This is a genomic window from Pseudomaricurvus sp. ABR4_320 (assembly GCF_056159445.1).
Window position 1 is genome coordinate 144,020 of sequence record NZ_JBSWVF010000008.1, and the last position, 24,168, is coordinate 168,187.

Here is a 24,168-nt window from a genome sequence, read left to right on the forward strand (position 1 = left end):
CGCAGTCGTGCTATTTGCTGTTGACGGTGCTATTGAACCACTCATGTGTCGCGATCTTTTCTCCAACTCGTGCAAAGGTGTATCAATTTGTATCTCTGGTGTGGGATTCGATTCCCGGGTATTACAATTTAATACATCCGTCTAAGGGGAGCGTTTGTATAATGAAGGCATGATTTGGACACAACGATTGAAAAGACAATGACTCAGCCTCTTAAGCGCCTCTTGGTGGTCGATGACAACGCCGAAATTCGAGATCTGCTATCTGCCTATCTGGAAAAGCATGGATTCTCTGTATGTCAGGCAGCAAATGGCGAAGAGCTGCGCGAACGCTTTGCCAACGAGAGCTACGATCTCATCGTTCTGGATATCATGATGCCTGGCGAAGACGGGCTGAGCTTGTGCGCTTTCTTGCGCGCGAACAATGGGCCGCCGGTGATTCTTCTCACCGCAATGAGCGAGGATACGGATACCATTGTTGGTTTGGAGATGGGCGCTGACGATTATGTGACCAAGCCATTTACACCCCGGGTTCTCCTGGCGCGAATAAAAGCTGTTTTACGTCGTGCCGAAGCAAAAGAGGATAATGACGAAGGGCGTAAGAGTGAGATGTCCCCGGTACTTAGGTTTGCAGGTTGGTCGCTGGACTTAAATCAGCGCCACTTGCAGAGTGACGACGGGGTCCTGGTGCCTCTCAGTAATGCCGAATTTGTCCTGCTACGCGTGTTCGTGGAGCACCCTCAGCAGGTTTTGAGTCGGGACCGCTTATTGACCCTAACCAAAGGTCGAGAGGCAGAACCCTTTGACCGCAGCGTGGATAATCAGGTCAGTCGTTTGCGGAAAAAACTGGAAATGGACCCTCAGAATCCCATGGTGATTAAAACCGTATGGGGAGGCGGTTATATGTTCGCTGAAGCCGTGACGCGATGACCTTGTCTACACGCCGCTGGCTGGTCAGAGGCCGAAATTTCTTCCGTTCATTAACGGGGCAGCTGATGTTGCTGATTCTGGCAGCGTTGTTACTGGCCATGGTCGTGAATCTTTGGGTGCTGTCGTCCGCGCACCGCAACTCTTTGTTTTTGGCGCATCAAGACTATGTGGTGCGTCAATACGCGTCTTTTGTGCAGTTGCTGGAGCAACTAAGCCCCCCGCTGCGCAAACAAGTGGTACGCGCCTGGCGTCGGCCTGGTTGGAACTATGGATTTGCCGGAGAGTCGACGGTGCCAAAGGCAGATTCTCCTGAAGAGCTGCGCATGCAGCGCAGTTTGGCGGCATCCCTGGGTAACGCCTACCAGGGAAAAATTCGTATCAACTTCAAAATCATTGAAAAGAAGGATTGGCGGGACGATCGCAAATCCGATGATCGTGATCGCGGTGGCCGGGATGAAGACGCTGATCGAGGCCCACCGCCAGAGGACGACCGCCCTCGGCGAGAACGCCGTATATTATTTGATCAGCTATCGATCGCCGTTCAGTTAGATGATGGTGTTTGGTTCTGGAGCGATCTATCGTCTCCGAAAATTGCGCCTTTGACGGCATTGCATACGATCAGTTATCTGTTTATCGCCTGCGCACTGGTTTTGATTGTGGTGTTTTGGCAGATGCGTCGGATCACCCAGCCTTTGCGTCATCTCGCCAGCGCCGCCAGCGCTCTAGGGCGAGGTCAAAAGGTCGCCCCCTTGAAAGAGGAGGGGCCTATGGATATTCGCCAGACGGTTGTCGCGTTTAATCAAATGAACGAGCGCATCAATCGTTTTGTCAGTGACCGCACGCGTTTACTGGCCGCTTTGTCTCATGATTTGCGTACTCCTCTGACCAGTATGCGGTTGCGATTGGAGTTGATGGACGAATCCGATGAGCGGGACCGCCTAATCTCCAGTTTGGATGAAATGCAGGAGATGTCTGAGGCGACACTGTCGTTTATTCGCAATACCGGTGATACCGAGTCCTATCAATCGGTCGATATGGCGGCTTTGCTGGACAGCCTGTGTGAGGATCTGGTTGAGCTGTCGATGCCGGTTGCTTTTCAAAGCAGCGAGCCCGCGATTATGCGGTGCCGCCCTGTCAGTATTAAGCGGGCATTGCGCAATTTACTGGAAAATGCCGTGCGTTACGGACAGGTCGCGCAGGTGTTTCTTCAGTCTTCTGATGATCATTTGATCGTGACCGTGAAAGATGAGGGGCCAGGTATTCCTGAGTCTCAGATGGATGCGGTGTTTGATCCCTTTTTCCGACTAGAGTCTTCTCGCAACCGAGCCACAGGGGGTATGGGGCTTGGGTTGTCTATCGCGCGGCAAATTGTCATTGCTCACGGTGGTGAAATACGTTTGCGCAATCTCAACCCTGGTTTAGAGGTTAAAGTTATTCTACCTCTCGGCTAGTGGCATGATTCTGGCTAAAACTTCTGGCACTCTCGGTCTCGCGTAAATTTTTCTGATCGTTTGGTGATCTGAATGGACAAAATGACAGCAGCTTGTTTTGTTGCTGCGGGTTATTTCTGCCTCGGCAGGTTTTTCCCGAAGGGCACTATTCAGAAACCAGGTCGGATTGCCGTATACTCTGTCGAGACCGTTAACCGATGATTTACCTGTATAAGGAATACAACTATGTCATTTGAATTGCCGGAATTGCCTTACGCAAAAGACGCCTTAGAGCCGCACATTTCTCCTGAAACCCTGGAGTATCACTACGGCAAACACCACAAGACATATGTCGATAAGCTGAATGGATTGGTTCCTGGTACCGAGTTTGAAGGCAAGTCTCTGGAAGAAGTTGTAAAAACATCTTCTGGTGGCGTATTCAACAACGCCGCTCAGATCTGGAATCACACCTTTTACTGGAACTGCCTGAGCCCCAATGGTGGTGGCGAAGCGACCGGTGCCGTTGGTGAAGCCATTACTGCCGCTTTTGGCTCTTTTGAAAAATTCAAAGAAGAATTTACAACCTCCGCGGCCAATAACTTCGGTTCTGGCTGGACTTGGCTGGTGAAAAAAGCCGATGGCAGTGTTGCTATCGTCAATACCAGCAATGCCGGTACCCCTCTGACCGATGCTGAAGTGACTCCGCTGTTGACTGTCGACGTATGGGAACACGCCTACTATATCGACTACCGCAACTCTCGTCCTAACTACATGAACGCGTTCTGGGCGTTGGTGAACTGGGAATTTGTTAACGCCAACTTTGCTGGCTAATGCATTCTTCCACGACTTGGTGAGGTAAGACATCTCAGTACCAAGGCGAAATTAAAGGGGCCTTCGTGGCTCCTTTTTTATGGCTGGATGAATGAGGGCTGTATTGCGTATCCTAGTAAGGCTCGGGTGATTCGCGATCCGGAAATGAAAGGTCTGTGGGTAACAGTGGACTCTGCTTCTTGTCTATAATGCTCGCGATCTTGGATTTTCCACCAATGTGCGTTTGGTGCAAAATCAACAGCAAAGAATTAACAGAAACTGATAGCGGATGTGTGAATGACTTCCAATCGAAAGGAACCAACGTTTTCAAACTCGGGGGCTAGCGACGTATCGCAAGCAAGAGACTCTGGGGCTACAGCAAGCGCTGCAAGCCCTCGGCCGCAGAGATCTGCGCCGCCGCCGCGTCAAGCGCCTCCGGCTAAAGGGAGTTCAGGCTTGGTCATCTTCACGCTACTTATTGCGTTGGGTGGGTTGGGTCTTGCCGGATACGGTTTCTATCAAAGCTGGCAGTCTCAGCAGTTGCTGACCTCTGCGGAAGGTCGCATTGCGCAGCTGGAAGATAAGTTGCGTCTAACAGATGATGAGTCCTCCCAGTCCCTATCGGTTTTACAGGCTAATTTAAAAGAGGCGAACAAAAGCCTTGAGTTGGCTCACAGTGAAATTCGTAAGCTGTGGGATACCCGTAACGTCAATAAAAAGGCGATTACAGAGAATGGTGAGAAGTTGGCAGCCGTCACCAAAACGGTAAATACTGCAAGTACCAAGGCGAGTAGTGCTGAGACGCTGGCAAAATCGCAAGAGGCCAATTGGAAAGCTCTGTCCGACGATCTGACCCGCCAAGCAGAGCAGTATACGGTGGTATCCGGTATGGCAGACAGTCAACAGAAGCAGATTCGGGAGCTGGTGGATTCTGCTCGTCAGGTTGAAAGTCAGGTGGCCGAATTGAAAAAAGATCTCAGTGGTCGTGTGGCTTCCAATGAAGAGGCAATCAAAGCCATTGATGCCTATCGAAGATCCATTAACAGCGACCTGCTGGAGCTGAAAAACCGGATTTCATCGGGGCAGTGAGCCCTTACCGGGGGAGGTCTGCTTTGAGAGTCTAATTGGCGCTTAAATTAACAAGCCAGTTAGTCGGCTGCTCTATGGCCTCACCTCTGCCCCGGTAAAACGGACAAATCCAAAGCACTGGTGTAGAATTTGGCCACGTGATTGCGTCATTGCTGACCGGAATGGCAGCGTGGCGCACCAGTCTACAGGAGAGAGTTGTTCGTTATGCCCACTGTAATTCGACAAGAAGATCTTATCGACAGCGTAACCGATGCGCTGCAGTTTATTTCCTACTATCACCCTAAAGATTTCATCGACGCGGTCCATGAAGCCTACCAGCGCGAGGCAAACCCGGCCGCAAAAGATGCGATGGCTCAGATTTTAATCAACTCTCGAATGTGTGCTGAAGGGCATCGGCCGATCTGTCAGGATACCGGTATCGTCAGTGTGTTCCTGAAAGTGGGCATGAATGTCCAGTGGGAAGGCGACATGAGCGTTGAAGATATGGTCAACGAAGGTGTAAGGCGCGCTTACAACCATCCTGACAATGTTTTGCGCGCGTCGGTATTGGCCGACCCCGATGGTGCCCGCAAAAATACCACCGACAACACGCCGGCGATGATCACCTATAAAATTGTCCCCGGAGATACAGTCGACGTTCACGTCGCGGCTAAAGGTGGTGGCAGTGAAGCCAAGTCCAAGTTTGCCATGCTCAATCCATCCGACTCGGTTGTAGATTGGGTGTTGAAGATGGTTCCGACGATGGGAGCCGGTTGGTGTCCTCCAGGCATGCTCGGAATTGGTATTGGCGGTACGGCGGACAAAGCCATGCAAATGGCCAAAGAGTCTCTCCTGGACCCTATTGATATTCACGACCTACGTGAGCGCGGCGCTTCTACACGTGCAGAAGAGTTACGCCTGGAGCTGATGGACAAAGTGAACAAGCTTGGGATTGGTGCTCAGGGCTTGGGCGGTTTGACGACAGTATTGGATGTCAAAGTCAAAGATTGTCCGACCCATGCTGCAAACAAGCCTGTGGCGATCATTCCGAACTGTGCGGCAACCCGCCACACACACTTCGTCCTTGACGGCAGTGGCCCCGCACATCAAACGCCTCCAAGTTTGGATGACTGGCCTGAAATTACCTGGGAAGTCGGCGATGCACGCCGCGTCAATCTGGATGAATTAACCAAAGAAGATGTTGCCGAGTGGCAGCCAGGTGAAACCGTTCTTCTGTCAGGTAAGTTGCTGACGGGGCGTGATGCGGCTCACAAGCGCATGGTGGATATGATTGCGAAAGGCGAGCCTTTGCCGGTCGACTTCACGAATCGTATGATTTATTACGTGGGGCCGGTTGATCCGATCGGTGATGAGGTTGTTGGTCCCGCAGGTCCCACCACGGCAACTCGTATGGATAAATTCACACGGACGATGTTAGAGAAAACCGGTTTGATTGGTATGGTCGGTAAAGCCGAGCGTGGCGATGCGGCGATTGATGCAATTCGCGATACCCGCACAGTTTATCTCATGGCTGTTGGCGGCTCTGCGTATCTCGTGTCTAAAGCGATTAAAGCGTCGAAAGTTGTTGGCTTTGCCGATCTGGGTATGGAAGCCATTTACGAGTTTGACGTTAAAGACATGCCGGTCACTGTAGCCGTCGATGTGAACGGAGAATCTGTGCATCGTACCGGGCCTAAAATCTGGCAGGCAAAAATCGAAGAGGGAACTCTGGAAATTTCTTAACTACCCGATGGTAATGGCGGCGCTACGATCGTCGCCAACCTTCCGCCCCAGCATAGGAGCAGATGCGTGACCACTTTGGCCAGCGAATCTTGTCAGACGTGCAGTGCTGAGTCTGATTCTGTAGATCGTAGTGAATATTCTGAATTGCTCGCGCAATTGCCTGGTTGGACCATTGTCGATGAGGATGGTGCGCCACAGTTGCGCAAATCTTTTCCTTTCCCAAACTTTGATGAAGCCTTGGATTTTGCTAACGCCGTTGGTGATTTAGCGGAAGGCGCAAACCATCACCCTGCCATTTTGATTGAATGGGGCAAAACAACCATCAGCTGGTGGACTCATGTCATCGGGGGCTTACACCGCAACGATTTTGTTATGGCGGCGAAAACGGATTTTCTTCACAACAAATAATACCAGCTCCGTCCGGCTAACAGAGATTCCTGGTATACCTCTGCACATAAGACGTTTTATTTGTTGGGTTGCCCAGCCTGATCTCTGACCGCTGAGGCGTCATTCAGGACTGTGTATGATGAAATCGGAAGTCAAAGTACCAGCAATAGAGTCGGCCCTGGTTTCACATGCTTATCGCAATGACAGGGTGTCAATCGCCGTAAACATTGCCGCAACCTTATCCCTGGCAGCGTCCTGGCTTTCTTACGAATATTTGTGGCTACCTTATTGGTTTACCTTAGCATTGGTGATAAATGGCCTGCGTCTCATCACCCATGTGATCTATTTATATAAAAATATACAATGCACACCAGCGTTATCTTTGCGCATGATTTCTTGCGGCTTGATGTTGGCGGCGTTGCATTTGTCGACGGCCGCAGTGCTCGCTTTCCCAACCTTGATCCGTTCCGATCAATTTTTAACATTGATCATTCTCGCCGCAATGACTGCTGGCGCAAGCGGCATCTTAGCTCCCTTACGTAGAGTCGGCTGGATATACATTGTCATAATGAGTTTGCCGACCGCCATTGTATTGTTGTTTCCACCAGTATCAGAACCCATATTGGGTGGTATGGCGGTGATTTTTACCGTCGTTATGTGTTTTGGGCTACACAACAACCACAATCTTTTGAGAGAGTCGATCAACCTTAAATGGGAAAACTCGGAGCTTGTCGGGCAATTGCGTGAACAATATGACGAAGTGCAGAGTTTAAACAGTGGGCTTGAAGAGCGTGTTGCAATTCGTACAGCCGAACTGAATAAGCTGGCTTATCAAGATACCTTGACCGGACTTCCTAACCGGCGAGGTTTGGAAGACTGGTTACAAACCAGCTTTTCGCACTACCCGAATTCGGTTGTTGCCTTGTTATTTCTCGATCTCGATCGCTTCAAACAAATCAACGACGGTTTTGGTCATGAAATCGGCGACCGTGTGTTGCGGACGATCGCTCGGGATTTCGCAGAGAAAACGCCTGACGAAGGTGTTTTGGCTCGCTGGGGTGGCGATGAATTTATTCTGGCGATGCGGTGTCAGGAAGGCGATTCGGTCGATTGCAGCTGGCGTGAACAAGCCCTTACTGTCGCGACAGGGTTGCTTCAAAAAAAACACCACTTAGCTGAGGGATTGCCGTCTGTTGGCGTTAGTATCGGAATTGCGTTTTATCCGTTGGACAGTCGTTCAACAGGGGAGTTGATTCGCGCGGCGGATTTCGCAGCAGGTGAGGTTAAGCGCTTGGGCCGAGGCCAGGCTTTGTTTTATGAAGAGCAATTGTCACGCATTCAAAAGCGCAAAGTGGATTTGGCTATGGCGTTGCGGGATGCGACACATAATGCATCCGTCTGTTTGGAGTTTCAACCGATTGTGCACGCGACGACAGGGCAGGTGCGTAGCCTGGAAGCGCTCATGCGATGGACCCCGGATGTGATTGGAAGTGTCTCGCCGGCAGAATTTATTCCGTTAGCGGAAGAGTCGGAGCGAATCTGTGAGTTAGGGGCTTGGGGACTGCAGGAGGCGTGTCGTAAAGCCGTCTACTGGTCCAATGACGGTCGCTATCCAGCGGTCGCAGTAAATATTTCTCGCCGCGAGTTGCTGGCTGAGGATTTTGAAACAATTTTGATGAAGGCGTTGCGTAATTCAGGACTTCCGGCCCGCCGGCTTGAGTTGGAAATGCAGGAATCAATATTTGCCGCCGATGAAGTTCATAAGGTTATAGCCATTTTGGAACGCATTAAACGACTTGGGGTGCGTTTGGTGTTGGATGACTTTGGTGTTGGACGATCATCTCTGATGTGCTTGCAGCAATTGCCCATCGACGGCATAAAAATTGATGGATCTCTGGTGGCAACAATGCATAACCAAGGTAAGATAATTTTTGACGCAGCGCTATTAATCGCACGAAGAATGGGGCTGCAATTGACGGCTGAATGTGTCGAAAACGTTCGTCAGGCAAGGGAGCTGGCGTTACTGGGGGTAGATTGCTTACAAGGGTATTATCTGGCGCCGCCGCGCAGTAAACCGTCGCTGGTTTCCTGGAATCCGCATTGGTTGCAACAGCCGTTTCCATCGCACTAACGCACACAGTTTTCGTAGCAAAAACGTTTTTTCAGGGAGGAGATTATGCGTGTTGTCGTTCTATTGGGCAGCTTAAGTCTATTGGCTGTATTCACGTTTGCCGACGAGTCGGCGAGAGCCGTGACCGAGGCCAACTTTGTTCGAGCAGAAACCGATAATATGTTTGCGGCTATGATCGAAAATGCAGGCGGAACCAATCGCTTCTTTCACTTTCGCAAACCGACACGTCTGGACCGGCAAACGGTGGTGCGCATGAATCGGGATGTTCTCTATTCCGGTGGCGTTTTTGATGCCCAAAACGGTGTGAAACTGACCTTTCCTGAGTTGCCGGATGATCGTTATGCATCTGTTTATATCATCGACAACGACCACTATGTTGTCGATATTGTTCATGAGCCTGGTGTTCACTCAGTTAAGGGGGAGACACAATTCTTGTATTTCATTGTTCGATTGCAGGTGTTGGATCCTTCAGATCCCGCGGAGATCGCATTGATCAATGATCTACAGGATCATTTTCTGGTCGAATCGCCCACCGGCGAAGCCTTTCCTGGATTTCATTGGAATAGAGCATCTTTGGACGCCTTGCGTACTCAATACGAACAAGAATACCGGCAAAAATATTCGAATTATGCTGGCATGATGGGGGCACGAGGCCAGGTCAACGAAGAGACTAGACATTTGGCCGCGGCCACCGCCTGGGGGTTATTGCCTGAGCAAGAGGCGACCTATTTAAGTTACAGTGGTGATGGACTTACTGAGTCGTGTCGCGTGGCGACTTACTCGGTGCCGAAAAATAAAGGGTTCTGGTCAATCACCGTGTATGGCGGTGATGGTTACATGAAAAGCGACAACAATATTGTCAATAGCGCTAACGTTCAGATGCGAGAGGACGGAAGGTTTACCGTTCACTATGGTTCAGCAGAACAATGTGGTTCTGGCGCAGATAATCGAGTGGACGTCAGTGACGGTTGGAATTTTCTTATGCGTGTCTACCGACCAGATGCTTCCGTTCTTAACGGTGACTATACAATTCCTGAGGCCGTAGTCCTTCGAAGGAAGGAGGGGTAGCTGCGGTTGAAAACTGCAGGCGCTTTAATGTGAAGAATAAGGCGGCGCTGCTGTAATGTTTGGCAGCGCCTGATAGACAAAAGTACTTAGCCCTTCGATGCCTTAATATGAATGTCGGCAACAATCTTTGCGGTCATATTGAAGATTCCCCGCGAGGTAACGGACGGAATAACAATATGCGCGGGCTTAGACAGACCGTGTAGGAAAGGACCAATCAGTAGCGCATCGGTCATTGACCGAATAACACCCATCGCGATGTTTGCCGCATCGAGATTCGGTGTTACCAGAACGTTGGCTTTGCCGGTTAAGTTTGCATTGGGATAAATCGTATCGCGCAGCGCGGGATTCAATGCGGATAAGACATGCATCTCACCATCGATCTGAATATCCGGATAGGTCTCCCGCAATATTTTTGAGGCCTTGCGAACTTTTTTGGCGGAGCTCGCATTCGAGGTGCCAAAGTTTGAGTGAGAGAGCAGAGCAACTTTGGGTTCGATGCCGAAGCTTTGGACGAGTTCAATGGTTGCTTCTGTAATTTTTGTCAGCTCTTCACTGTTCGGGTCAATGTTCAAGCCGGTGTCGGTCAGAAACAGCGGGCCGTCAGGGAGTAGGAGAACAGAGGTGGTGCTGACCAGCTTGCCTTCTTCCTGGGGGCCAATCATGTGCAAAATTTCACGAAGGTGGAAATCAAAGCGACCAACCTTCCCGCAGATCATGCCGTCGGCATCGCCTTTGGCAACCATAACCGCGGCGATGGCAGTATTGTCATTACGCATAACCGTGCGTGAAGCCGCGACGGAAACGCCATGCCGACCCGCCACAGATTGATAATAGCTGGCGTAGTCTTCGTGGCGCTCGTCTTCGTGGGGGGCGAAAATCTCGACATCTTTGTCCAGGTCGATACGTAAACCTAAACGCTCGATGACTTGCTCCATACGGTGACGGCGACCTACCAAAATCGGTTTTGCGATCTCTTCGTCAAGTGCTGCCTGAACAGCCATCAGCACATCGTCGTTTTCACCTTCAGCATAGACAATGCGCTTTGGTGCTTTTTTCGCCGTCTCGATAATGGGCTGCATAAACAGACCCGCACGGTTAACGGTTTCGTGCAGTTTTTGTTTGTAGGCGTCCAAATCGGCTATTGGGCGTGTTGCGACGCCACTTTCCATGGCCGCTTTGACGACTGCCAGCGGGACTTCCTCGATCAGACGAGGATCAAAGGGCTTCGGAATTAAGTATTCTGGGCCGAAGGTCAGCTTTTCATCGGTATAGGCTGCGGCGACGACATCCGATGTTTCTTTCAGTGCGAGTCCGGCAATGGCTCGTACAGCAGCCATTTTCATCTCTTCATTGATGGTCGAGGCCCCGCAATCCAGAGCTCCGCGGAAAATAAACGGGAAGCAGAGGACATTGTTTACCTGATTGGGGTAATCAGAGCGCCCTGTTGCTAGAATGGCGTCTGGTCTGGCGGCTTGAGCTTCTTCTGGCATGATTTCAGGAATCGGGTTCGACATCGCCAGAATCAGTGGCTTGTCAGCCATTTTCTTAACCATGTCACCGTTGAGAACGCCTGGGCCTGACAAGCCCATAAAGATGTCGGCGTCGGTAATCGCATCTTCGAGCGTGCGATCTTTGGTCTCGACAGCAAACTTTTCTTTCCAGGGGTTCATGCCTTCCTGGCGTCGTTCATAGATCACACCTTTGCGATCCAGCATGCGGACATTGGCGGGGTTTAGGCCCATGGCGATGAGTAGATCAGTACAGGCGATACTGGCTGCTCCGGCGCCAGATACCACCAGCTTGACGGAATCGAGAGACTTGTTGACGATTTTAAGGCCGTTATAAACAGCCGCCGCCGCGACAATTGCCGTACCGTGCTGGTCATCGTGGAAGACCGGAATTTTCATGCGGTCTTTTAGGCGTTGTTCCACCAGAAAACACTCTGGCGCTTTGATATCTTCGAGGTTGATGCCGCCGAACGTTGGCTCCAGTGCGGCGATAATTTCAACCAGGCGGTCGACGTCTTTTTCATTGACTTCGATATCGAAAACGTCAATACCGGCAAACTTCTTGAAGAGAACGGCTTTACCTTCCATTACGGGTTTCGAAGCCAGCGGGCCGATGTCACCCAGTCCGAGTACGGCGGTACCGTTGGAAATGACGGCAACCAAATTACCGCGAGCTGTTACTTTGGCGGCTTCTGTGGGTTCGCGGGCAATGGCTTCACAGGCATAGGCAACACCGGGGGAATAAGCGAGAGACAGGTCGCGCTTATTGGCCAGAGGTTTTGTCGGTCGAATTTCCAGCTTTCCAGGAATTGGATCTGTGTGGTATTGCAGTGAACTCTCTTTAAACGAATCAGTCATAGTAGTTATCCTGAAGCTCTGTCGGTTACCTGTCTGGCGCTTGGGACCCCGCTTGGCGGGGAGGCGCGTATTCTAGCGTTTTGCGCTGGGTTTTGCAGCTTTCGTACCAGACGACTTCTCACGCTTTGAGCCTCCTCCCTTCTTGTTATATCCCGTTGTCACAAACATCATTTATACTGAAAGCCACGATCACCTGGAAGTCGATGACGTATCGGCACAGAAAAATGGGTGACGTTAGAAAAAATCCCGTCTAGCGAGAGTCAAAAGTAATTTATGAAGTGGTTAGAGCATGTAATTGAAAGCACCATTTTCCGTAGCCGGTGGTTGTTGGCACCGTTTTTCCTCGGTTTGATTCTCGCTATCATGACTCTCCTCGCGAAGTTCGCCAAAGAGTTGTATGGCCTGTTAAATGGGGTGTTAGATACCCCAAGCCACGATGTTATTGTGTCAATATTGACCCTTATCGATACAACATTGATTGCCAGCCTCCTGCTTATCATTATTTTTAGCGGCTACGAGAACTTTGTCTCGAAGATCGGTGTCGATGATCATGAAGATCGCCCGGTTTGGATGGGTAAGGTTGGTTTTTCTGACCTTAAGCTCAAGCTGATTGGTGCAATTGTTGCGATTTCAGCGGTCGAGTTACTCAAAGCCTTTATTAGCGTAAAAGACTATACAACCGAACAATTAGCCTGGAAGGTTGGGATTCATCTGACTTTCGTCGTCTCCGGTGTCTTGTTCGCGCTGACGGATAAAATTGCCGCTCATACTGGCAAGCACTAGCTCTCTTATTCTTTTTTCTATATTCCCTGGAGTGCGCTCATGTTTGATTGGGTGTTTTCGGTTGAAGGGTGGGTGGCGCTCGCCACTTTGTTGTCGCTGGAAATTGTTTTAGGCATCGACAACATCATTTTTATTTCCATTCTGGTTGGTCGGCTGCCGCCGGAGCAACGACGTTTTGCACGAAATGCGGGACTTGGCTTGGCGATGATTACTCGCCTCGCACTGCTCTTTTCATTGGTGTGGCTGATGAGTCTGTCTGATCCGATCTTCTCTCTGTTTTCGGAAGAGATTTCCGCCAGAGATCTGATTTTGCTCTGCGGGGGCCTTTTTTTGATAGCGAAATCGACCCATGAAATACATGCGGCATTTGAGCCGGTGGAGGAGAGCAATGCCGCAAAGGTCTACGCCAGCATGTCCATGGTGCTCGTACAAATCGCAATCATTGATATCGTGTTTTCACTGGATTCTATCATCACGGCCGTTGGCTTAGTGGATACCCTTTCCATTATGGTGATCGCGGTGATCCTTGCGGTGATGGTCATGTTATTTGCAGCAGGACCGATCAGTGACTTTGTGGAAGCGAATCCCACCTTAAAAATGCTGGCGTTATCTTTCCTGATCCTTATCGGCTTCACGCTGATTGCTGAAAGTTTAGATTTGCATGTGCCCAAAGCCTATATCTATTTTGCCATGGCGTTTTCGGTGGCTGTGGAAATGCTCAATTTGAGGCTAAGGCGCAGTGGCGCCAAATAATCCTCAAAAACCTCAGCGACGTATAATGAGAGTCTTTGATGAGAGCACTTGTCATGTGCTTTGGCGCTTATATTTATTTTGATAGAGAGAACGTATGCTCAGAGTAAGTTCTGGTTGGCTGAGTAAAGTGGGGTTTGCGGCAGGGATTGCAATGTGCAGTGCTGAGGCGCTTTCAGCGGAAGCCTCGTCAGCTGCGCCCGTTTTTGGTTGGCTTGAAAAGGCGATAGTTGTACCCGTTGGCGCGACGGTGAAAATGAAAATGGATTCGGGGGCTCTGACCTCATCCATGGATGCGAAAGACATCGAAGTGTTTAAAAAAGACGATGAGCGTTGGGTTAAGTTCCGGTTGCATTTGGAAGACAAAGAAACCGGTGAAGACGTGTACCGAAACTTGGAAATGCCCGTTGAAAGAATTGTACGAGTACGCGGCGCCGGTGGAGAAGATCGGCGGCCTGTGGTTGAACTTCCGATTTGTATTGGGAATAAAATTTATCGTGAGGAGTTCTCCCTAAGAAATAGGGACAATATGCTTTATCCTGTGTTGATGGGGCGCCGGAGTTTAGAACAGTTCGGTCTGTTGGATGTTTCGCAAACATTCCTCACTGAACCAAGTTGTGATTCTCAAGACATCAGTGAGGCAGAATCCGACATCGAAGATGTCTAGGCACGATTGCCAGCGTCCTCTCTGGCAATCGAGTCATTCTTTTTACGTCGATCAAGGTAGATATAAAGACCTAAACCGAACAGTCCAATCCCGCTGCCAATAATCAGCCCCGTTTCAAGTCGTTGATAATCGTCACCAACCCAGCCGACCAATAATGATAATGGTGTAATTCCGGCTAAGGTCGCGAGCATGAAGCGACGATAGGACATGCTCACCAGTCCGGCGACAAAGCTGACGGCATCGTTGGAAAGAAACGGTGAAAGTCGGCAAAGAGCGACTGTCCAGAAGCCGTAATTTTCCAAGTAGTCGGACATTTTTTCACGGGTTCTATGGCCGACGATTTTATCAAGCGTAACACCGCTTAAACTCTGGCCAATAATCCAGGCAATGCTGGATGCAAGGCTAATTCCCAGAATACACAGTGCAATGCCTGCAAGCGGGCCATACATCAAAACGCATAACGCCATGACCATGATGGATGGAATGACAAATAAAAACATCTGTACGAGGAATGCGGCGAGTAAAATTAGGTAGCCGTAGTCTTTGTAGTCTTGCAGAAACGCCTTCACCCTTTCCAGTTCACCGCTTGCAAATACTCGATAGGCTTCTATCAGCCACTGACGAAATTCTGGTAACGCAGCGATCAGGACTCCGATTATGGCTAACGCTACTAGGGTGATGATCGTTGGAAGAGAGAAATGTTTCTTCATGTTTTGTCGTTTTTACAGAGCTCAGCTTCGGTGTTTACATTTCAGAGCGGATGAAAACAGTCCAATCCGCCGCAATAGATAGAAAGTGCATCAATAAATTGCGAACAGTACCTGTACAAAGCGAATTCTAGGCCATATCAGTCTAGTGGCATTTAAATTGCGATGTTTTCCTGACACTGGCGAGCTAGTGAAATATAAGCAGAAAAGGGGGAGATCATGAACGCAAGAGATTGGACTGCGCATTTTAAGAAGTTGGCAAAGCTGGGTTATATGGCGCGAGGGTCTGTTTATTTAGTGGTTGGCGCTTTAGCGTTGCTTTCTGCGTTTGGTAAAGGCGGTGATGAGACCAACAGTAAAGGCGCATTATTAACCATATTGGAACAACCGTTTGGCAGAATTCTTTTGGTGGTACTGATCATCGGGCTATTGGGATATTCCCTATGGCGTGCAACGCAATCGATAAAAGACGTAGATCATCATGGCCGTAGCGCAAAGGGTATGGCTGTCAGGGTAGGACTTTTCGCAAGCGCGGTTGCTCATGCAGCGCTCGCTGTATGGGCGACAAAATTGATGATCGGTATGGGAAGTGGTGGCGGCAGTGGCGCTGCACAGTCGTGGCTTAATGGTGAATTTGGGCAAATACTTCTGGCTGCCACCGGTATGGTTTTGGCTGCGGTGGGAATTGCAACAGCTTACAAGGGATGGGCGGCCAGCTTTGACAAATACATGAATATTCCGAGAGACCAGGAGCGCTGGGCGAAGCCCGTCGCTCAATTTGGTTTGATTGCCCGAGGGGTGGTTTGGGGAATATTGAGTTGGTTTTTCATACGATCCGCATTGTTGGCTGGCAGTGGTGAAATTCACGGAATGGAAGATGCTCTTCACTGGGTACACCAACAGCCCTATGGCGGATGGTTGCTAGCCGTAACAGCAGCAGGGCTCTTTTCTTACGGTATCTATAGCATTTTGGAGGCGCTTTACCGGCGTATAAATGCCCCTAGCCTTGCCGACTTGAAGCCCAAGTAGGGAGACGACTCCATCGTTCAGTATCTGTTACTATTCGTAGAGTTTTGGAAATGACGGTCGAAAGATGACTTAGGTGATGCTCTGTGAAACCAAGAATCGAAATAGAATACTGTACTCAGTGTCGTTGGCTCATGCGTGCAGCCTGGTTGGCACAGGAATTACTGACCACCTTTGAGCTGGAGTTGGGCGAAGTCGCGCTGCAGCCGGGCAGTGGGGGAAATTTGAACGTGCGTTGTGATGGCGAACTCATCTTTTCACGCAGTGATGAAGGACGTTTTCCCGAATCGAAAGAGTTGAAACAACTGATAAGAGACCGTATTGCGCCGGACAAATCGCTTGGTCACAGCGATCGCTAGCCGTGTCTGATCTCAAAGAGATTACCGAACGTCTCATACAAGAGACTTTCGATCCGCAAATCATTGAGCGTCGCGAAACGGTCCAATCTCTGTGGAGTGGCTACGGCGAGCTGGTGCGCTATCATCTGGAATGGCTTGATCAGCCTTCAATGCAAATCGTCGCTAAGTGTGTCGACCCGCCGACTGAAATAAGGCACCCTCGTGGGTGGAATACCTCGACAAGTCACCAGCGCAAACTGCACTCTTATGGGGTAGAAGCTTGCTGGTATCAATCCTGGGCTGGGCAGCTGTCGACCTACGCCAGAGTCGCCGAATGTCGACGCATTTGGCAGGAGGATGGTCGTTTTATCTTGTTGCTGGAAGACCTTGATGAAGCGGGGTATCCGTCCAGAGCATCGCGTTTGACACTAGCGGAGGCCAAATCGTGTGTCTCCTGGTTAGCTTATTTCCACGGGACATTTTTAGAGCAAGGCGCTGAGAAAGGGTGGCCAATTGGTTTGTGGTCGCAGGGATGCTACTGGCATCTCGCCACCCGCAAAGACGAACTGCAACAAATGGATCCACATCCTCTCCAGAATCATGCCGAAGAGATTGATCAGATCTTGCGCCAAAGCCAATTTAAAACACTGGTTCACGGCGACGCTAAAGTGGCTAACTTCTGCTTTTCCTCGGATCGACAGCAGGTTGCTGCCGTCGATTTTCAGTACGTCGGTGCTGGCTGTGGTATGAGTGATTTGACGTACTTTATGGGAAGTTGTTTCAGTGATGAGGAGTGTCGGCGCTGGCACAAGACTTTGTTAGATTATTATTTCTCAGAATTACAAGCGGCGTTGTTAAACAACGGTAAGCAGATTGATTTTACTGCCGTTGAGCAGGATTGGCGCTGGCGATATCCTTTTGCTTGGGCGGATTTTCAACGGTTTATTTTAGGTTGGATGCCTGGCCATTATAAAGACACTGGGTTTAGCCGTAGTATGTCTCAGCAAGCGTTGGAGCAGCTTTCAGAGCTGCATAGGTAAGGTTATACGTATGTCGACCATTAAATGCTTCGATCAAAATTCGCTAAAGGCGCTGGAGCAAAAAGCTAAGGTGTCCGATAGACGGCGCATTAACTATAACGTCCATGAATCTTCTGAAGCATTGGTTCAGCGTCTATTTGTTTCGCTATGGCCAAATACCTATGTGTGTCCACATCGACACACGCAGCCGGAGAAATTTGAATTTTTCTGGATGGTGAGTGGCCGTTTATCTTTTTTGGTTTTTGACGATCATGGCGTTGTTATTGAGCGCTTTTTGTTAGAGGCGGGGGGCGATTTGCCGGGATTAGAAATTCCGGCAGGCTGTTGGCATTGCGTCGTGGGTGATGCGTCTCCAGCAACGTTTTTTGAAGTTAAGCAGGGGCCTTATGATGTTGCGACGGACAAAGAGTTTGCCTCGTGGGCACCACGGGAAGGTGATGCGGGGGCTGTGAATTACCTTTCAGGCCTGAAGTCTATTGCAAAAGGCGAATCGGCCGTGAGTCCTATTGCACTCTCTTCTGACTGAACAGCTTTAGGGTCAAGGCACCGCTAATGCCTCCGAGGGTAATCCACGAGATAATATCCCACGCTCCGCGGCCAACGAGCGCCGAGATGATGCCCACCAAGCTCAGCAGATTTACGATTAGAGGCCAAAAATAAATTTGCCAGCCATAGCGTTTGCTGTCAGGCATTGTGTTGGTTCCTAGCCAGTCTGCTTGTATCTATCGCTCTGACGCTTCTGTCGGCCTTCTTTCCTGACCCAAGTTTCACTAACCAGAGGTATATTCCTGAACCCAAAACAATAATCGTGATGATATCGAGTAGAGCCCAGATTATTTTCAGCGCAAAGCCCCCATAATCGCCAAAATGAAGGGGAATGGAGAGGTTAACCAGTGAGAGATACCAGGGGCTTTTTTCCAGGTTGGTCAGTTCACCCGTTTCAGCATCGACCATTGCCAGTGTGATCAGTCGCTCCGTCAGTGGTGTGTTGCCTTTGAGAGCGACCGTATAGTGGTGAGGCGTTCCGTAAGGGCTACCAGGAAAGGAGATAAACGACGTTTCTGCTGAGGGAATAACATTCAGTACGCTGGCTAATGCGGCATCGGGTGTGACCATGGTCTCCGGTAGCATTGCATGTTGATAAGGCGCTGCAAATTTCGTCAATTGGTCCTTTTGCCAGTAGCTTGTAATGGGGGCTACCAAGGTCAATATAACACCCGTTAAGCCCACTACCGACATCCACGAGCCGGTAACGATGCCTGTCAAGTTGTGAACATCCAGCCAAGTTACCCGTGACATTTGTAGTTTGCTTTTGCGATGTCGAACCGTGCCAAAGGGAATGCGTCTCATAAAAGGTGCATAAACCACCACGCCAGAGATGATGGAAATGGCGAAGAGTAAGCCCATCACACCGAGAAATAATGTTCCCGATAGACCGAGTAACAAGTTGGCGTGAAGATCGAGAATGAAAAACATGACGCCTTGATTCGCGGGGCGAATATCCAATCGTTCACCGGTTCGACTGTCAAACGGCAGTATGCGGGCACTGCTTTCGTCGACGTTCATATCTTGACCCAGTACCGCATTGATCAAATGATGCCCTTCATCCCAGGATAAAAAGACCATATTCCAGCCAGGCGATTCCTGTTCTGCTTGTGCAACGAGTTCCTGTAGCTTAAATGGAATGGGGTCAACCTGTTCGATATGCTGTTGTTTAAACGTCCAGCGGTCTATTTCTTCATGAAAAATGAGTGGTAGCCCAGTAATGCACAGCAACAGTAAAAAGACCATGCAAATCAGACTTGACCACTTGTGAATCCAATACCATGCCTTAATAGATCTGGAAGATAGTGCCATTGTTCTTAAAACCTATACTCAACACCGGCAGTCAACTGTCTGGGTTGCAACAGTGTGGCCGAATCAGCGTCAGCGGTCGCTCCAGTCAATATCGATACCTCCGCGTCGCTGTCGAATAGGTTTTTGACGTTTATAAAGAGTCGAGCGCGATCCAAATTGAACGCCAGTTGACTGTTTACAATCGCGTAAGGATCAACTTTACCTCTGGTCGTGTTGGTTGCATCGGAGTAATAAGCATCGGAATAATGAAGGTTGGCTGTCAGCTCCAGACGGCTCGTCGGAAAAAGCGTCATGCCGATGTCTGCGGAAAAAGCGGGTGCTCTTGCGAGATCCTTGCCTTCCACTGTGTCATCAGCGTATTTATCAACGTTGGTCTCCAGGAGCCCGATGTTAATAAAAAGCTCACTGTTATTTTTCAGGGTGAATGTCGCGCCGCCTTCTAACCCGTAGGTCGTCGCGCGATCCGCATTGCGAATAACGGTTGAATTGCTGGAGAGACTGAACGGCAATTGCATATCTTTGTAGTCGTTGAAAAACAGATTGGCTGTAACCGCAAGAGCGCCATCGAACAGTCGACCTCTAACAAAGCCTTCGTAGTTCATGACATATTCCGGTTCGTAGGAATAGTCCGTGAAGGGCGCGTTAAAGGTAATGCCTGCGCCACCGCCGTTGTAGCCGCGTCCACTGGTAACACCGAGTGTCCAATTATCATTGGCCTGCCAGGTCAGGGTTGCCTTGGGTAGAAACTCACGATAAGTGTCTTCAAAATCGATCAGCAATGGCCCGGCACCTCCGGCGCGATAGCGTTCTTCCTCTTCGTATCTTGCGCCGAGCGTCAGAGTGACATCTCGGCTCAGGTCCCATGTCATTTCACCCAATATGGAGTTGTTGTTTGTTTCGTCTCGAAATTCGCCGCCACCGAATAAGTCGATCGCTTCATCCTGGTTGGATCGGAAGAGATAGAGGCTGACAAAGCCAGAGAGACCTGCCCTTGGTTGTCCAAGTCGCAACATTGGCTGTACAACCCATTCGTTGCCGTCGATGGTGAGGTTGCCTTGGCCGGTTAGCGCGTGCCGTTCGGTAAAGAAGTCCGTGGTTGAAAGATTGAGTGAGGGTAAAACACTGTCATTGATACGCCAGCTCAGATCCCAGATGCCGTAGTCGTTGCGTGATCGAAACGTGGGTTGATTGGGGAACTCGGCCTGACGATCGGAAAATGGCCTGATGACCCGTTCTGACTGTGGCGAGCGGCCATCGTTACGGCCAATCGTCAACAGTGACCTTACATCTTCTCCCGGTGTGTACAGCAACTTTGCCCGATAGGTTTCGGTGCGGTAGCTGGAAGGATCATCTTCTTCTGCGTAGGGGGTAAAGCTGACGGCGGTTTCATGCTCTTGATAGTCACCCGCTAGTCGAAAGGCCAGTTTCTCATCCAATAGCGGCCCAGAAAGAACAAATGAGCCTGTGCGACTGTCCTGCTCGCCGACGATTCCCCGCACTTTCCCCTCCCAATCAAAGCTCGGGTCTTGTGTCACGATGGCGATATTGCCGGCAATGGAGTTGCGCCCTTGGAGAGTGCTTTGCGGGCCGCGATAGACTTCCACTTGCGCACTGTCCCAGAGACTTGCGTTTTGAAACACCGCTTCGTTGAAACCCAGAGTACGCCCGTCAACTTGAATGTTCAGGCGGGAGCGGGTGCCCGCGAAAAAGGCATTGGCGCCTGCTGCGGGACCCGTGCCGTCTACGCCGCGTATCGCGGGGGCTTCGTTACCTGGCTCAACCGTGACTAAATTGGGAATTCGATCTAGCAGGTCCGTCGAAGAAGTTAACCCCAGTTGTCGCAGTTGGTCTGAGCTTAAGGCGATTACGCTGGACGCTGTGTTTTGCAGTGTACGCTCTGTTTTCTCGCCAACGATGATCATTTCTTCTATTGCAGGTTGTACATTTGACTGTGACAAAGTGGCTTGGGAGTAAGTGACTCCGACCAGCCCTAAGGCAAATAAAGACATGCAGTGTTTGGCGCTAGGCGCTGATTTTCTGTTGAAATCTGACAACTCTCTGGTACCTCATTCGATCCGGCGCAGGCGCTCCTCTACGACCAAGCAACCTTGCCAAGATGTTGGTCGAAAAGCTCTTAATTGAAAATGATTCTCACTGATTGTAATCTGGGGTACGAATCTCACCACTCCATTTCAGTCAGTGGTGAATCCAAAAGCGTCAGGATGTCATTATGAGGAATTGGGCAAAGCAGAGGCGCTCGTTCAGTAAGATGTTGAGCCCTTTGCAGCGAGGAGAGCAGGTTTTTATCTCTAATCCTACGGGTTCGATGGTGCTTTCTCATACGTCGTTAAAGGCGTTTTCCGGGCGGGGTCGAATTCAGGAATACACGGTCATTGGCTTATGTACTCAAGGCGGCGGGCGCACAGTGAAAGTGAATGATGACTTTCACTTAGATGATCATTGGTCACCGGGAAGAGCTGGCATCGCCTTACCGAGTGCTCCTGCGGAAGGGTTTACGCCTGCCATGGACATGTTGATGATCGCATGTAACCTGCAAGAATTTGTGGAGCGCATGGATGTCATCGTTAACATAGAAACATTGAAGATCTGCTGCCAACACTTGGTTGACGACGACCTCATTCGAACGGTAATGATTGCCATGTTGAAAGACGCTCAAGTGAATGGACTGGCGTCTAAGTTTTTTGATCAGGGTTTGCTGGTGTTGCTGCAGCGCTTTACTGAGCTTGCAGAGAGTTATCATCTTGCAGATTCATTGGTCGGTGGCGCGGAGCAATCACCGGCGAAGCGATCGGTAAACTCTGCAATAGACTATATACGTGATCATCTGGATGAAGAGATTCGCTGCTCAGAGTTGGCGAGGCAGAGCGGGATGGATGAGCGTACGTTCACCCGGGCATTTCGGCGAGAAACCGGTAAGACGCCGTTTCAGTTTTTGACGAATCAGAGAATGCTGCTTGCTCGATTGCTGTTAAAAAAGAACATGTCTGTCACTGAGTGTGCGATGGCAGTTGGCTACGCCAATCCTGCAAAGTTTGCCGCTACCTTTCGGCGCCAGGTCGGGGTTTCACCTTCCGTCTGGCGTTTGGCGGCTAACAAGTAACAAAGTCGTAGCGAACTTTTTGCTCATTTTTGGGGTAGTCGAAAAACTCCAAACGGCCGCAGGTAATGTCTTGCCAACGGGGCTCAGAGAAAGCGATGCCCACAAGTCCTGCGGTGGGAACATTGTCGATGCTGCTTCCGCTCAGCAAGTTCGCGGCTTGTGTTATCGACGGGTTATGTCCGCAAACGAGAATCAGGTCGTGCTGATCACTGGCGTGGCGGATAGCGTGGATCAACTCAGTAATTGTCGCGTCGTAAATGGCCGGATTTTCTACGATGGCTTCTACAGGGAAATGTACTGCACTGGCGACAGCTCTGGCGGTGGTGATTGCCCTAACCGCTGGGCTGGAAATAATTTGATCCGGATAGAGTCCCGCTTTGCGTAGCCGTTTCCCCATTTTGGGGGCGTTCTTGGTTCCGCGTTTGTTTAGCGGGCGATCATAGTCGGCCAAATCCGGAAAATCCCAGCTGGATTTGGCGTGACGGAGTAAAAGCAGTTTCTTCACCGTATCGTCTCGCAATGATTGGGTGATGGCATTGTCTTCGACAAGTGTTACCGTGATATGGAAAGTGTTTAACTGATCGTTCCTGTCGTTCTCACCCGCTTATTGCCTTTACTCGCCGGTTCTGCTCGTCGGGCTTTTGCGCGTTTTTCCTGCTCAGAATCGATAACGTTTTTCAGAGCGATCAGAAAGCCAGTAACGATAAAAGCACCTGGCGGTAGAACGGCAACTAAAAAGCCGGAGTAGTCGCCAAACAGGGTGATTTGCCAGCTAGCTGCTCCCGCGCCAAACAACAGATCCATATTAGCGAACAGGGTGCCGTTACCCAAAATTTCGCGGATGGCGCCGACCGCGCACAAGACGGCGGCAAATCCGGCTCCCATCATCAATCCGTCGATAACCGAGGGCAGGGGGCCATTTTTACTGGCGAAGGCATCGGCGCGACCCAGAATGGCACAGTTGGTCACGATTAGCGGAATAAAGATACCGAGAATCTGATACAGCTCAAAGGTGTAGGCTTTCATGATCAGTTCAATACAGGTGGTAAATGATGCGATGATCATGACAAAGGCGGGCAGGCGCACAGCTTCGCTAACCTGATTGCGAACGAGAGACACCGCGAGATTCGAGCAGACCAATACCAATGTGGTTGCCAGTCCAAGTCCGAGCGCGTTGACCACACTGCCGCTCACTGCGAGCAGAGGACAGAGGCCCAGAAGTTGAACCAGAGCTGGATTATTGTTCCAGAGTCCGTTCTTGATGATCTCGTTATAATCCGCGTTCATTGGCTGCTCACCTCTGCTTGCTGTTCGGCAGTGTCTGCCTTGCGGTCGTTGGTATCAAAGGGTTTCGCTTGCTGTACGAATTCCAACACCTTGCGCACTTGCTTAACAACAGCGCGAGGGGTAATGGTCGCCCCCGTAAACTGATCGAACTTGCCACCATCTTTTTTGACCAACCAATCCTCCAGAGGAGGGTACCCTAAGGACTTGCCGTTGAATCCTGTGACCCAATCGCTCTTTTTGATATCGACTTTATCGCCAAGGCCGGGTGTTTCGTTGTGGGCGAGGACTCGGACTCCAGCAATTTGGCCATTGCGATACACCCCAACGATCAGGCGCAGTTCGCCACTGTAGCCATCCGGCGCCACAGCCGGCACGATAACTGCCGTGGCTTTTCCCTCGATGCGCGCAATATGAATCTCATCTTCGCGTTTTAAGCCCAGCAAAGGCCAATAGCGCTCAGCAACCGGTTGGGTAGCTGTCAGCAGGTCGTTGTCGTGCTGGTCGGCGGGAATAATTTCCAGCAGAGCGCTTTCTGCAGCCGCTCTTTCCGAGGCGGCGATACGATCCTTAGTGCCAGCTTGGGTTGCTGCCAGAATGCTGGCGGTGATTAACGCGAAAATGCCCAGCAATAAGCTGTTTTTCCCAATAGATAAGCCGAGCAG

24 protein-coding genes are annotated in these 24,168 nt (G+C 50.3%); 16 read left to right on the forward strand and 8 right to left on the reverse strand.

Annotated features, from left to right (window positions below; all coding sequences use genetic code 11):
- The first annotated feature begins 198 nt into the window (after positions 1-198).
- The 8 genes from ACXAFR_RS16970 (at position 199) to ACXAFR_RS17005 (ending at position 9,564) form a co-directional block, all read left to right on the forward strand.
- On the forward strand, positions 199-927 hold the full coding sequence (locus tag ACXAFR_RS16970; protein WP_475178907.1) for a response regulator: 729 nt from the start codon (positions 199-201) through the stop codon (positions 925-927).
- Entirely contained in the window at positions 924-2,378 is a 1,455-nt protein-coding gene (locus tag ACXAFR_RS16975) for an ATP-binding protein (protein WP_475178908.1), read from the forward strand. Before ACXAFR_RS16970 ends, ACXAFR_RS16975 begins: the two co-directional genes overlap by 4 nt.
- A 225-nt stretch (positions 2,379-2,603) precedes the next feature.
- Positions 2,604-3,188 (forward strand): superoxide dismutase [Fe], encoded by a 585-nt coding sequence (gene sodB / locus ACXAFR_RS16980; protein ID WP_475178909.1) that lies wholly within the window; start codon positions 2,604-2,606, stop codon positions 3,186-3,188.
- Positions 3,189-3,464: 276 nt separating this feature from the next.
- Complete coding sequence (locus tag ACXAFR_RS16985; RefSeq protein WP_475178910.1) at positions 3,465-4,256, forward strand: hypothetical protein; 792 nt, start codon at positions 3,465-3,467, stop codon at positions 4,254-4,256.
- Between the two features lie 204 nt (positions 4,257-4,460).
- On the forward strand, positions 4,461-5,978 hold the full coding sequence (locus ACXAFR_RS16990) for a fumarate hydratase (RefSeq protein ID WP_475178912.1): 1,518 nt from the start codon (positions 4,461-4,463) through the stop codon (positions 5,976-5,978).
- 66 nt (positions 5,979-6,044) lie between these two features.
- Positions 6,045-6,386 (forward strand): 4a-hydroxytetrahydrobiopterin dehydratase, encoded by a 342-nt coding sequence (locus tag ACXAFR_RS16995; RefSeq protein ID WP_475178913.1) that lies wholly within the window; start codon positions 6,045-6,047, stop codon positions 6,384-6,386.
- Positions 6,387-6,501: 115 nt separating this feature from the next.
- The gene (locus tag ACXAFR_RS17000; protein ID WP_475178915.1) at positions 6,502-8,496 is read left to right on the forward strand and encodes a putative bifunctional diguanylate cyclase/phosphodiesterase; all 1,995 of its coding nucleotides are present in this window, start codon (positions 6,502-6,504) and stop codon (positions 8,494-8,496) included.
- Positions 8,497-8,541: 45 nt separating this feature from the next.
- Positions 8,542-9,564: a DUF1214 domain-containing protein gene (locus tag ACXAFR_RS17005; protein ID WP_475178916.1), complete on the forward strand. Its 1,023-nt coding sequence runs from the start codon at positions 8,542-8,544 to the stop codon at positions 9,562-9,564.
- Positions 9,565-9,650: 86 nt separating this feature from the next.
- Here ACXAFR_RS17005 and ACXAFR_RS17010 read toward each other — a convergent pair whose 3' ends face one another.
- On the reverse strand, positions 9,651-11,930 hold the full coding sequence (locus tag ACXAFR_RS17010) for an NADP-dependent malic enzyme (protein ID WP_475178917.1): 2,280 nt from the start codon (positions 11,928-11,930) through the stop codon (positions 9,651-9,653).
- Between the two features lie 273 nt (positions 11,931-12,203).
- Between ACXAFR_RS17010 and ACXAFR_RS17015 the strand changes: the two genes are divergently transcribed.
- The 3 genes from ACXAFR_RS17015 to rloA3 all read left to right on the forward strand — a co-directional run bounded on the left by ACXAFR_RS17015 (position 12,204) and on the right by rloA3 (position 14,130).
- On the forward strand, positions 12,204-12,713 hold the full coding sequence (locus ACXAFR_RS17015) for a TIGR00645 family protein (protein ID WP_475178919.1): 510 nt from the start codon (positions 12,204-12,206) through the stop codon (positions 12,711-12,713).
- A 39-nt stretch (positions 12,714-12,752) separates the two neighbouring features.
- Positions 12,753-13,466 carry a TerC family protein gene (locus ACXAFR_RS17020; RefSeq protein ID WP_475178920.1) on the forward strand — a complete coding sequence of 238 codons (714 nt, stop codon included), beginning with the start codon at positions 12,753-12,755 and terminating at the stop codon, positions 13,464-13,466.
- 94 nt (positions 13,467-13,560) lie between these two features.
- Complete coding sequence (rloA3, locus tag ACXAFR_RS17025) at positions 13,561-14,130, forward strand: retropepsin-like aspartic peptidase RloA3 (protein WP_475178922.1); 570 nt, start codon at positions 13,561-13,563, stop codon at positions 14,128-14,130.
- Here rloA3 and ACXAFR_RS17030 read toward each other — a convergent pair.
- Positions 14,127-14,840: a VTT domain-containing protein gene (locus ACXAFR_RS17030; RefSeq protein WP_475178924.1), complete on the reverse strand. Its 714-nt coding sequence runs from the start codon at positions 14,838-14,840 to the stop codon at positions 14,127-14,129. The genes rloA3 and ACXAFR_RS17030 overlap by 4 nt on opposite strands.
- A 216-nt stretch (positions 14,841-15,056) precedes the next feature.
- Here ACXAFR_RS17030 and ACXAFR_RS17035 point away from each other — a divergent pair, with 216 nt between their 5' ends.
- From ACXAFR_RS17035 to ACXAFR_RS17050, 4 genes are all read left to right on the forward strand, one after another.
- Complete coding sequence (locus ACXAFR_RS17035; RefSeq protein ID WP_475178925.1) at positions 15,057-15,866, forward strand: DUF1206 domain-containing protein; 810 nt, start codon at positions 15,057-15,059, stop codon at positions 15,864-15,866.
- An 83-nt stretch (positions 15,867-15,949) separates the two neighbouring features.
- Positions 15,950-16,222, forward strand: coding sequence for an Rdx family protein (locus ACXAFR_RS17040; protein ID WP_475178926.1), 273 nt, complete (start codon positions 15,950-15,952; stop codon positions 16,220-16,222).
- 2 nt (positions 16,223-16,224) lie between these two features.
- On the forward strand, positions 16,225-17,241 hold the full coding sequence (locus ACXAFR_RS17045) for a phosphotransferase (RefSeq protein ID WP_475178927.1): 1,017 nt from the start codon (positions 16,225-16,227) through the stop codon (positions 17,239-17,241).
- Between the two features lie 10 nt (positions 17,242-17,251).
- Positions 17,252-17,767 carry a WbuC family cupin fold metalloprotein gene (locus tag ACXAFR_RS17050; RefSeq protein ID WP_475178929.1) on the forward strand — a complete coding sequence of 172 codons (516 nt, stop codon included), beginning with the start codon at positions 17,252-17,254 and terminating at the stop codon, positions 17,765-17,767.
- On the opposite strand, the gene ACXAFR_RS17055 is transcribed toward ACXAFR_RS17050, so the two are convergent.
- From ACXAFR_RS17055 to ACXAFR_RS17065, 3 genes are read right to left on the reverse strand one after another with little or no spacing between them, the layout of a single operon-like run.
- Positions 17,745-17,933, reverse strand: coding sequence for a hypothetical protein (locus ACXAFR_RS17055; protein ID WP_475178930.1), 189 nt, complete (start codon positions 17,931-17,933; stop codon positions 17,745-17,747). The genes ACXAFR_RS17050 and ACXAFR_RS17055 overlap by 23 nt on opposite strands.
- Positions 17,926-19,098, reverse strand: coding sequence for a PepSY-associated TM helix domain-containing protein (locus ACXAFR_RS17060; protein WP_475178931.1), 1,173 nt, complete (start codon positions 19,096-19,098; stop codon positions 17,926-17,928). The genes ACXAFR_RS17055 and ACXAFR_RS17060 overlap by 8 nt, the downstream gene beginning before the upstream one ends.
- Positions 19,099-19,103: 5 nt before the next feature.
- Positions 19,104-21,107 (reverse strand): TonB-dependent receptor, encoded by a 2,004-nt coding sequence (locus ACXAFR_RS17065; RefSeq protein ID WP_475178932.1) that lies wholly within the window; start codon positions 21,105-21,107, stop codon positions 19,104-19,106.
- 221 nt (positions 21,108-21,328) lie between these two features.
- Here ACXAFR_RS17065 and ACXAFR_RS17070 point away from each other — a divergent pair, with 221 nt between their 5' ends.
- Entirely contained in the window at positions 21,329-22,219 is an 891-nt protein-coding gene (locus ACXAFR_RS17070) for a helix-turn-helix domain-containing protein (protein WP_475178934.1), read from the forward strand.
- On the opposite strand, the gene ACXAFR_RS17075 is transcribed toward ACXAFR_RS17070, so the two are convergent.
- From ACXAFR_RS17075 to rsxG, 3 genes are all read right to left on the reverse strand, one after another.
- Complete coding sequence (locus ACXAFR_RS17075; RefSeq protein ID WP_475178935.1) at positions 22,209-22,724, reverse strand: SixA phosphatase family protein; 516 nt, start codon at positions 22,722-22,724, stop codon at positions 22,209-22,211. The two genes, ACXAFR_RS17070 and ACXAFR_RS17075, sit on opposite strands and share 11 nt — an antisense overlap.
- Before the next feature lie 68 nt (positions 22,725-22,792).
- Complete coding sequence (locus ACXAFR_RS17080; RefSeq protein ID WP_475178936.1) at positions 22,793-23,506, reverse strand: electron transport complex subunit E; 714 nt, start codon at positions 23,504-23,506, stop codon at positions 22,793-22,795.
- Positions 23,503-24,168, reverse strand: a complete 666-nt coding sequence (rsxG, locus tag ACXAFR_RS17085) for an electron transport complex subunit RsxG (protein WP_475179049.1) — start codon at positions 24,166-24,168, stop codon at positions 23,503-23,505. Before rsxG ends, ACXAFR_RS17080 begins: the two co-directional genes overlap by 4 nt.

Coding starts and splice junctions, on each gene's coding strand:
- ACXAFR_RS16970 (WP_475178907.1), top strand. CDS start 199: ATGACTCAGCCTCTTAAGCGCCTCTTGGTGGTCGATGACAACGCCGAA.
- ACXAFR_RS16975 (WP_475178908.1), top strand. CDS start 924: ATGACCTTGTCTACACGCCGCTGGCTGGTCAGAGGCCGAAATTTCTTC.
- sodB (WP_475178909.1), top strand. CDS start 2,604: ATGTCATTTGAATTGCCGGAATTGCCTTACGCAAAAGACGCCTTAGAG.
- ACXAFR_RS16985 (WP_475178910.1), top strand. CDS start 3,465: ATGACTTCCAATCGAAAGGAACCAACGTTTTCAAACTCGGGGGCTAGC.
- ACXAFR_RS16990 (WP_475178912.1), top strand. CDS start 4,461: ATGCCCACTGTAATTCGACAAGAAGATCTTATCGACAGCGTAACCGAT.
- ACXAFR_RS17000 (WP_475178915.1), top strand. CDS start 6,502: ATGATGAAATCGGAAGTCAAAGTACCAGCAATAGAGTCGGCCCTGGTT.
- ACXAFR_RS17005 (WP_475178916.1), top strand. CDS start 8,542: ATGCGTGTTGTCGTTCTATTGGGCAGCTTAAGTCTATTGGCTGTATTC.
- ACXAFR_RS17010 (WP_475178917.1), bottom strand. CDS start 11,930: ATGACTGATTCGTTTAAAGAGAGTTCACTGCAATACCACACAGATCCA.
- ACXAFR_RS17015 (WP_475178919.1), top strand. CDS start 12,204: ATGAAGTGGTTAGAGCATGTAATTGAAAGCACCATTTTCCGTAGCCGG.
- ACXAFR_RS17020 (WP_475178920.1), top strand. CDS start 12,753: ATGTTTGATTGGGTGTTTTCGGTTGAAGGGTGGGTGGCGCTCGCCACT.
- rloA3 (WP_475178922.1), top strand. CDS start 13,561: ATGCTCAGAGTAAGTTCTGGTTGGCTGAGTAAAGTGGGGTTTGCGGCA.
- ACXAFR_RS17030 (WP_475178924.1), bottom strand. CDS start 14,840: ATGAAGAAACATTTCTCTCTTCCAACGATCATCACCCTAGTAGCGTTA.
- ACXAFR_RS17035 (WP_475178925.1), top strand. CDS start 15,057: ATGAACGCAAGAGATTGGACTGCGCATTTTAAGAAGTTGGCAAAGCTG.
- ACXAFR_RS17050 (WP_475178929.1), top strand. CDS start 17,252: ATGTCGACCATTAAATGCTTCGATCAAAATTCGCTAAAGGCGCTGGAG.
- ACXAFR_RS17055 (WP_475178930.1), bottom strand. CDS start 17,933: ATGCCTGACAGCAAACGCTATGGCTGGCAAATTTATTTTTGGCCTCTA.
- ACXAFR_RS17060 (WP_475178931.1), bottom strand. CDS start 19,098: ATGGCACTATCTTCCAGATCTATTAAGGCATGGTATTGGATTCACAAG.
- ACXAFR_RS17065 (WP_475178932.1), bottom strand. CDS start 21,107: ATGTCTTTATTTGCCTTAGGGCTGGTCGGAGTCACTTACTCCCAAGCC.
- ACXAFR_RS17070 (WP_475178934.1), top strand. CDS start 21,329: ATGAGGAATTGGGCAAAGCAGAGGCGCTCGTTCAGTAAGATGTTGAGC.
- ACXAFR_RS17080 (WP_475178936.1), bottom strand. CDS start 23,506: ATGAACGCGGATTATAACGAGATCATCAAGAACGGACTCTGGAACAAT.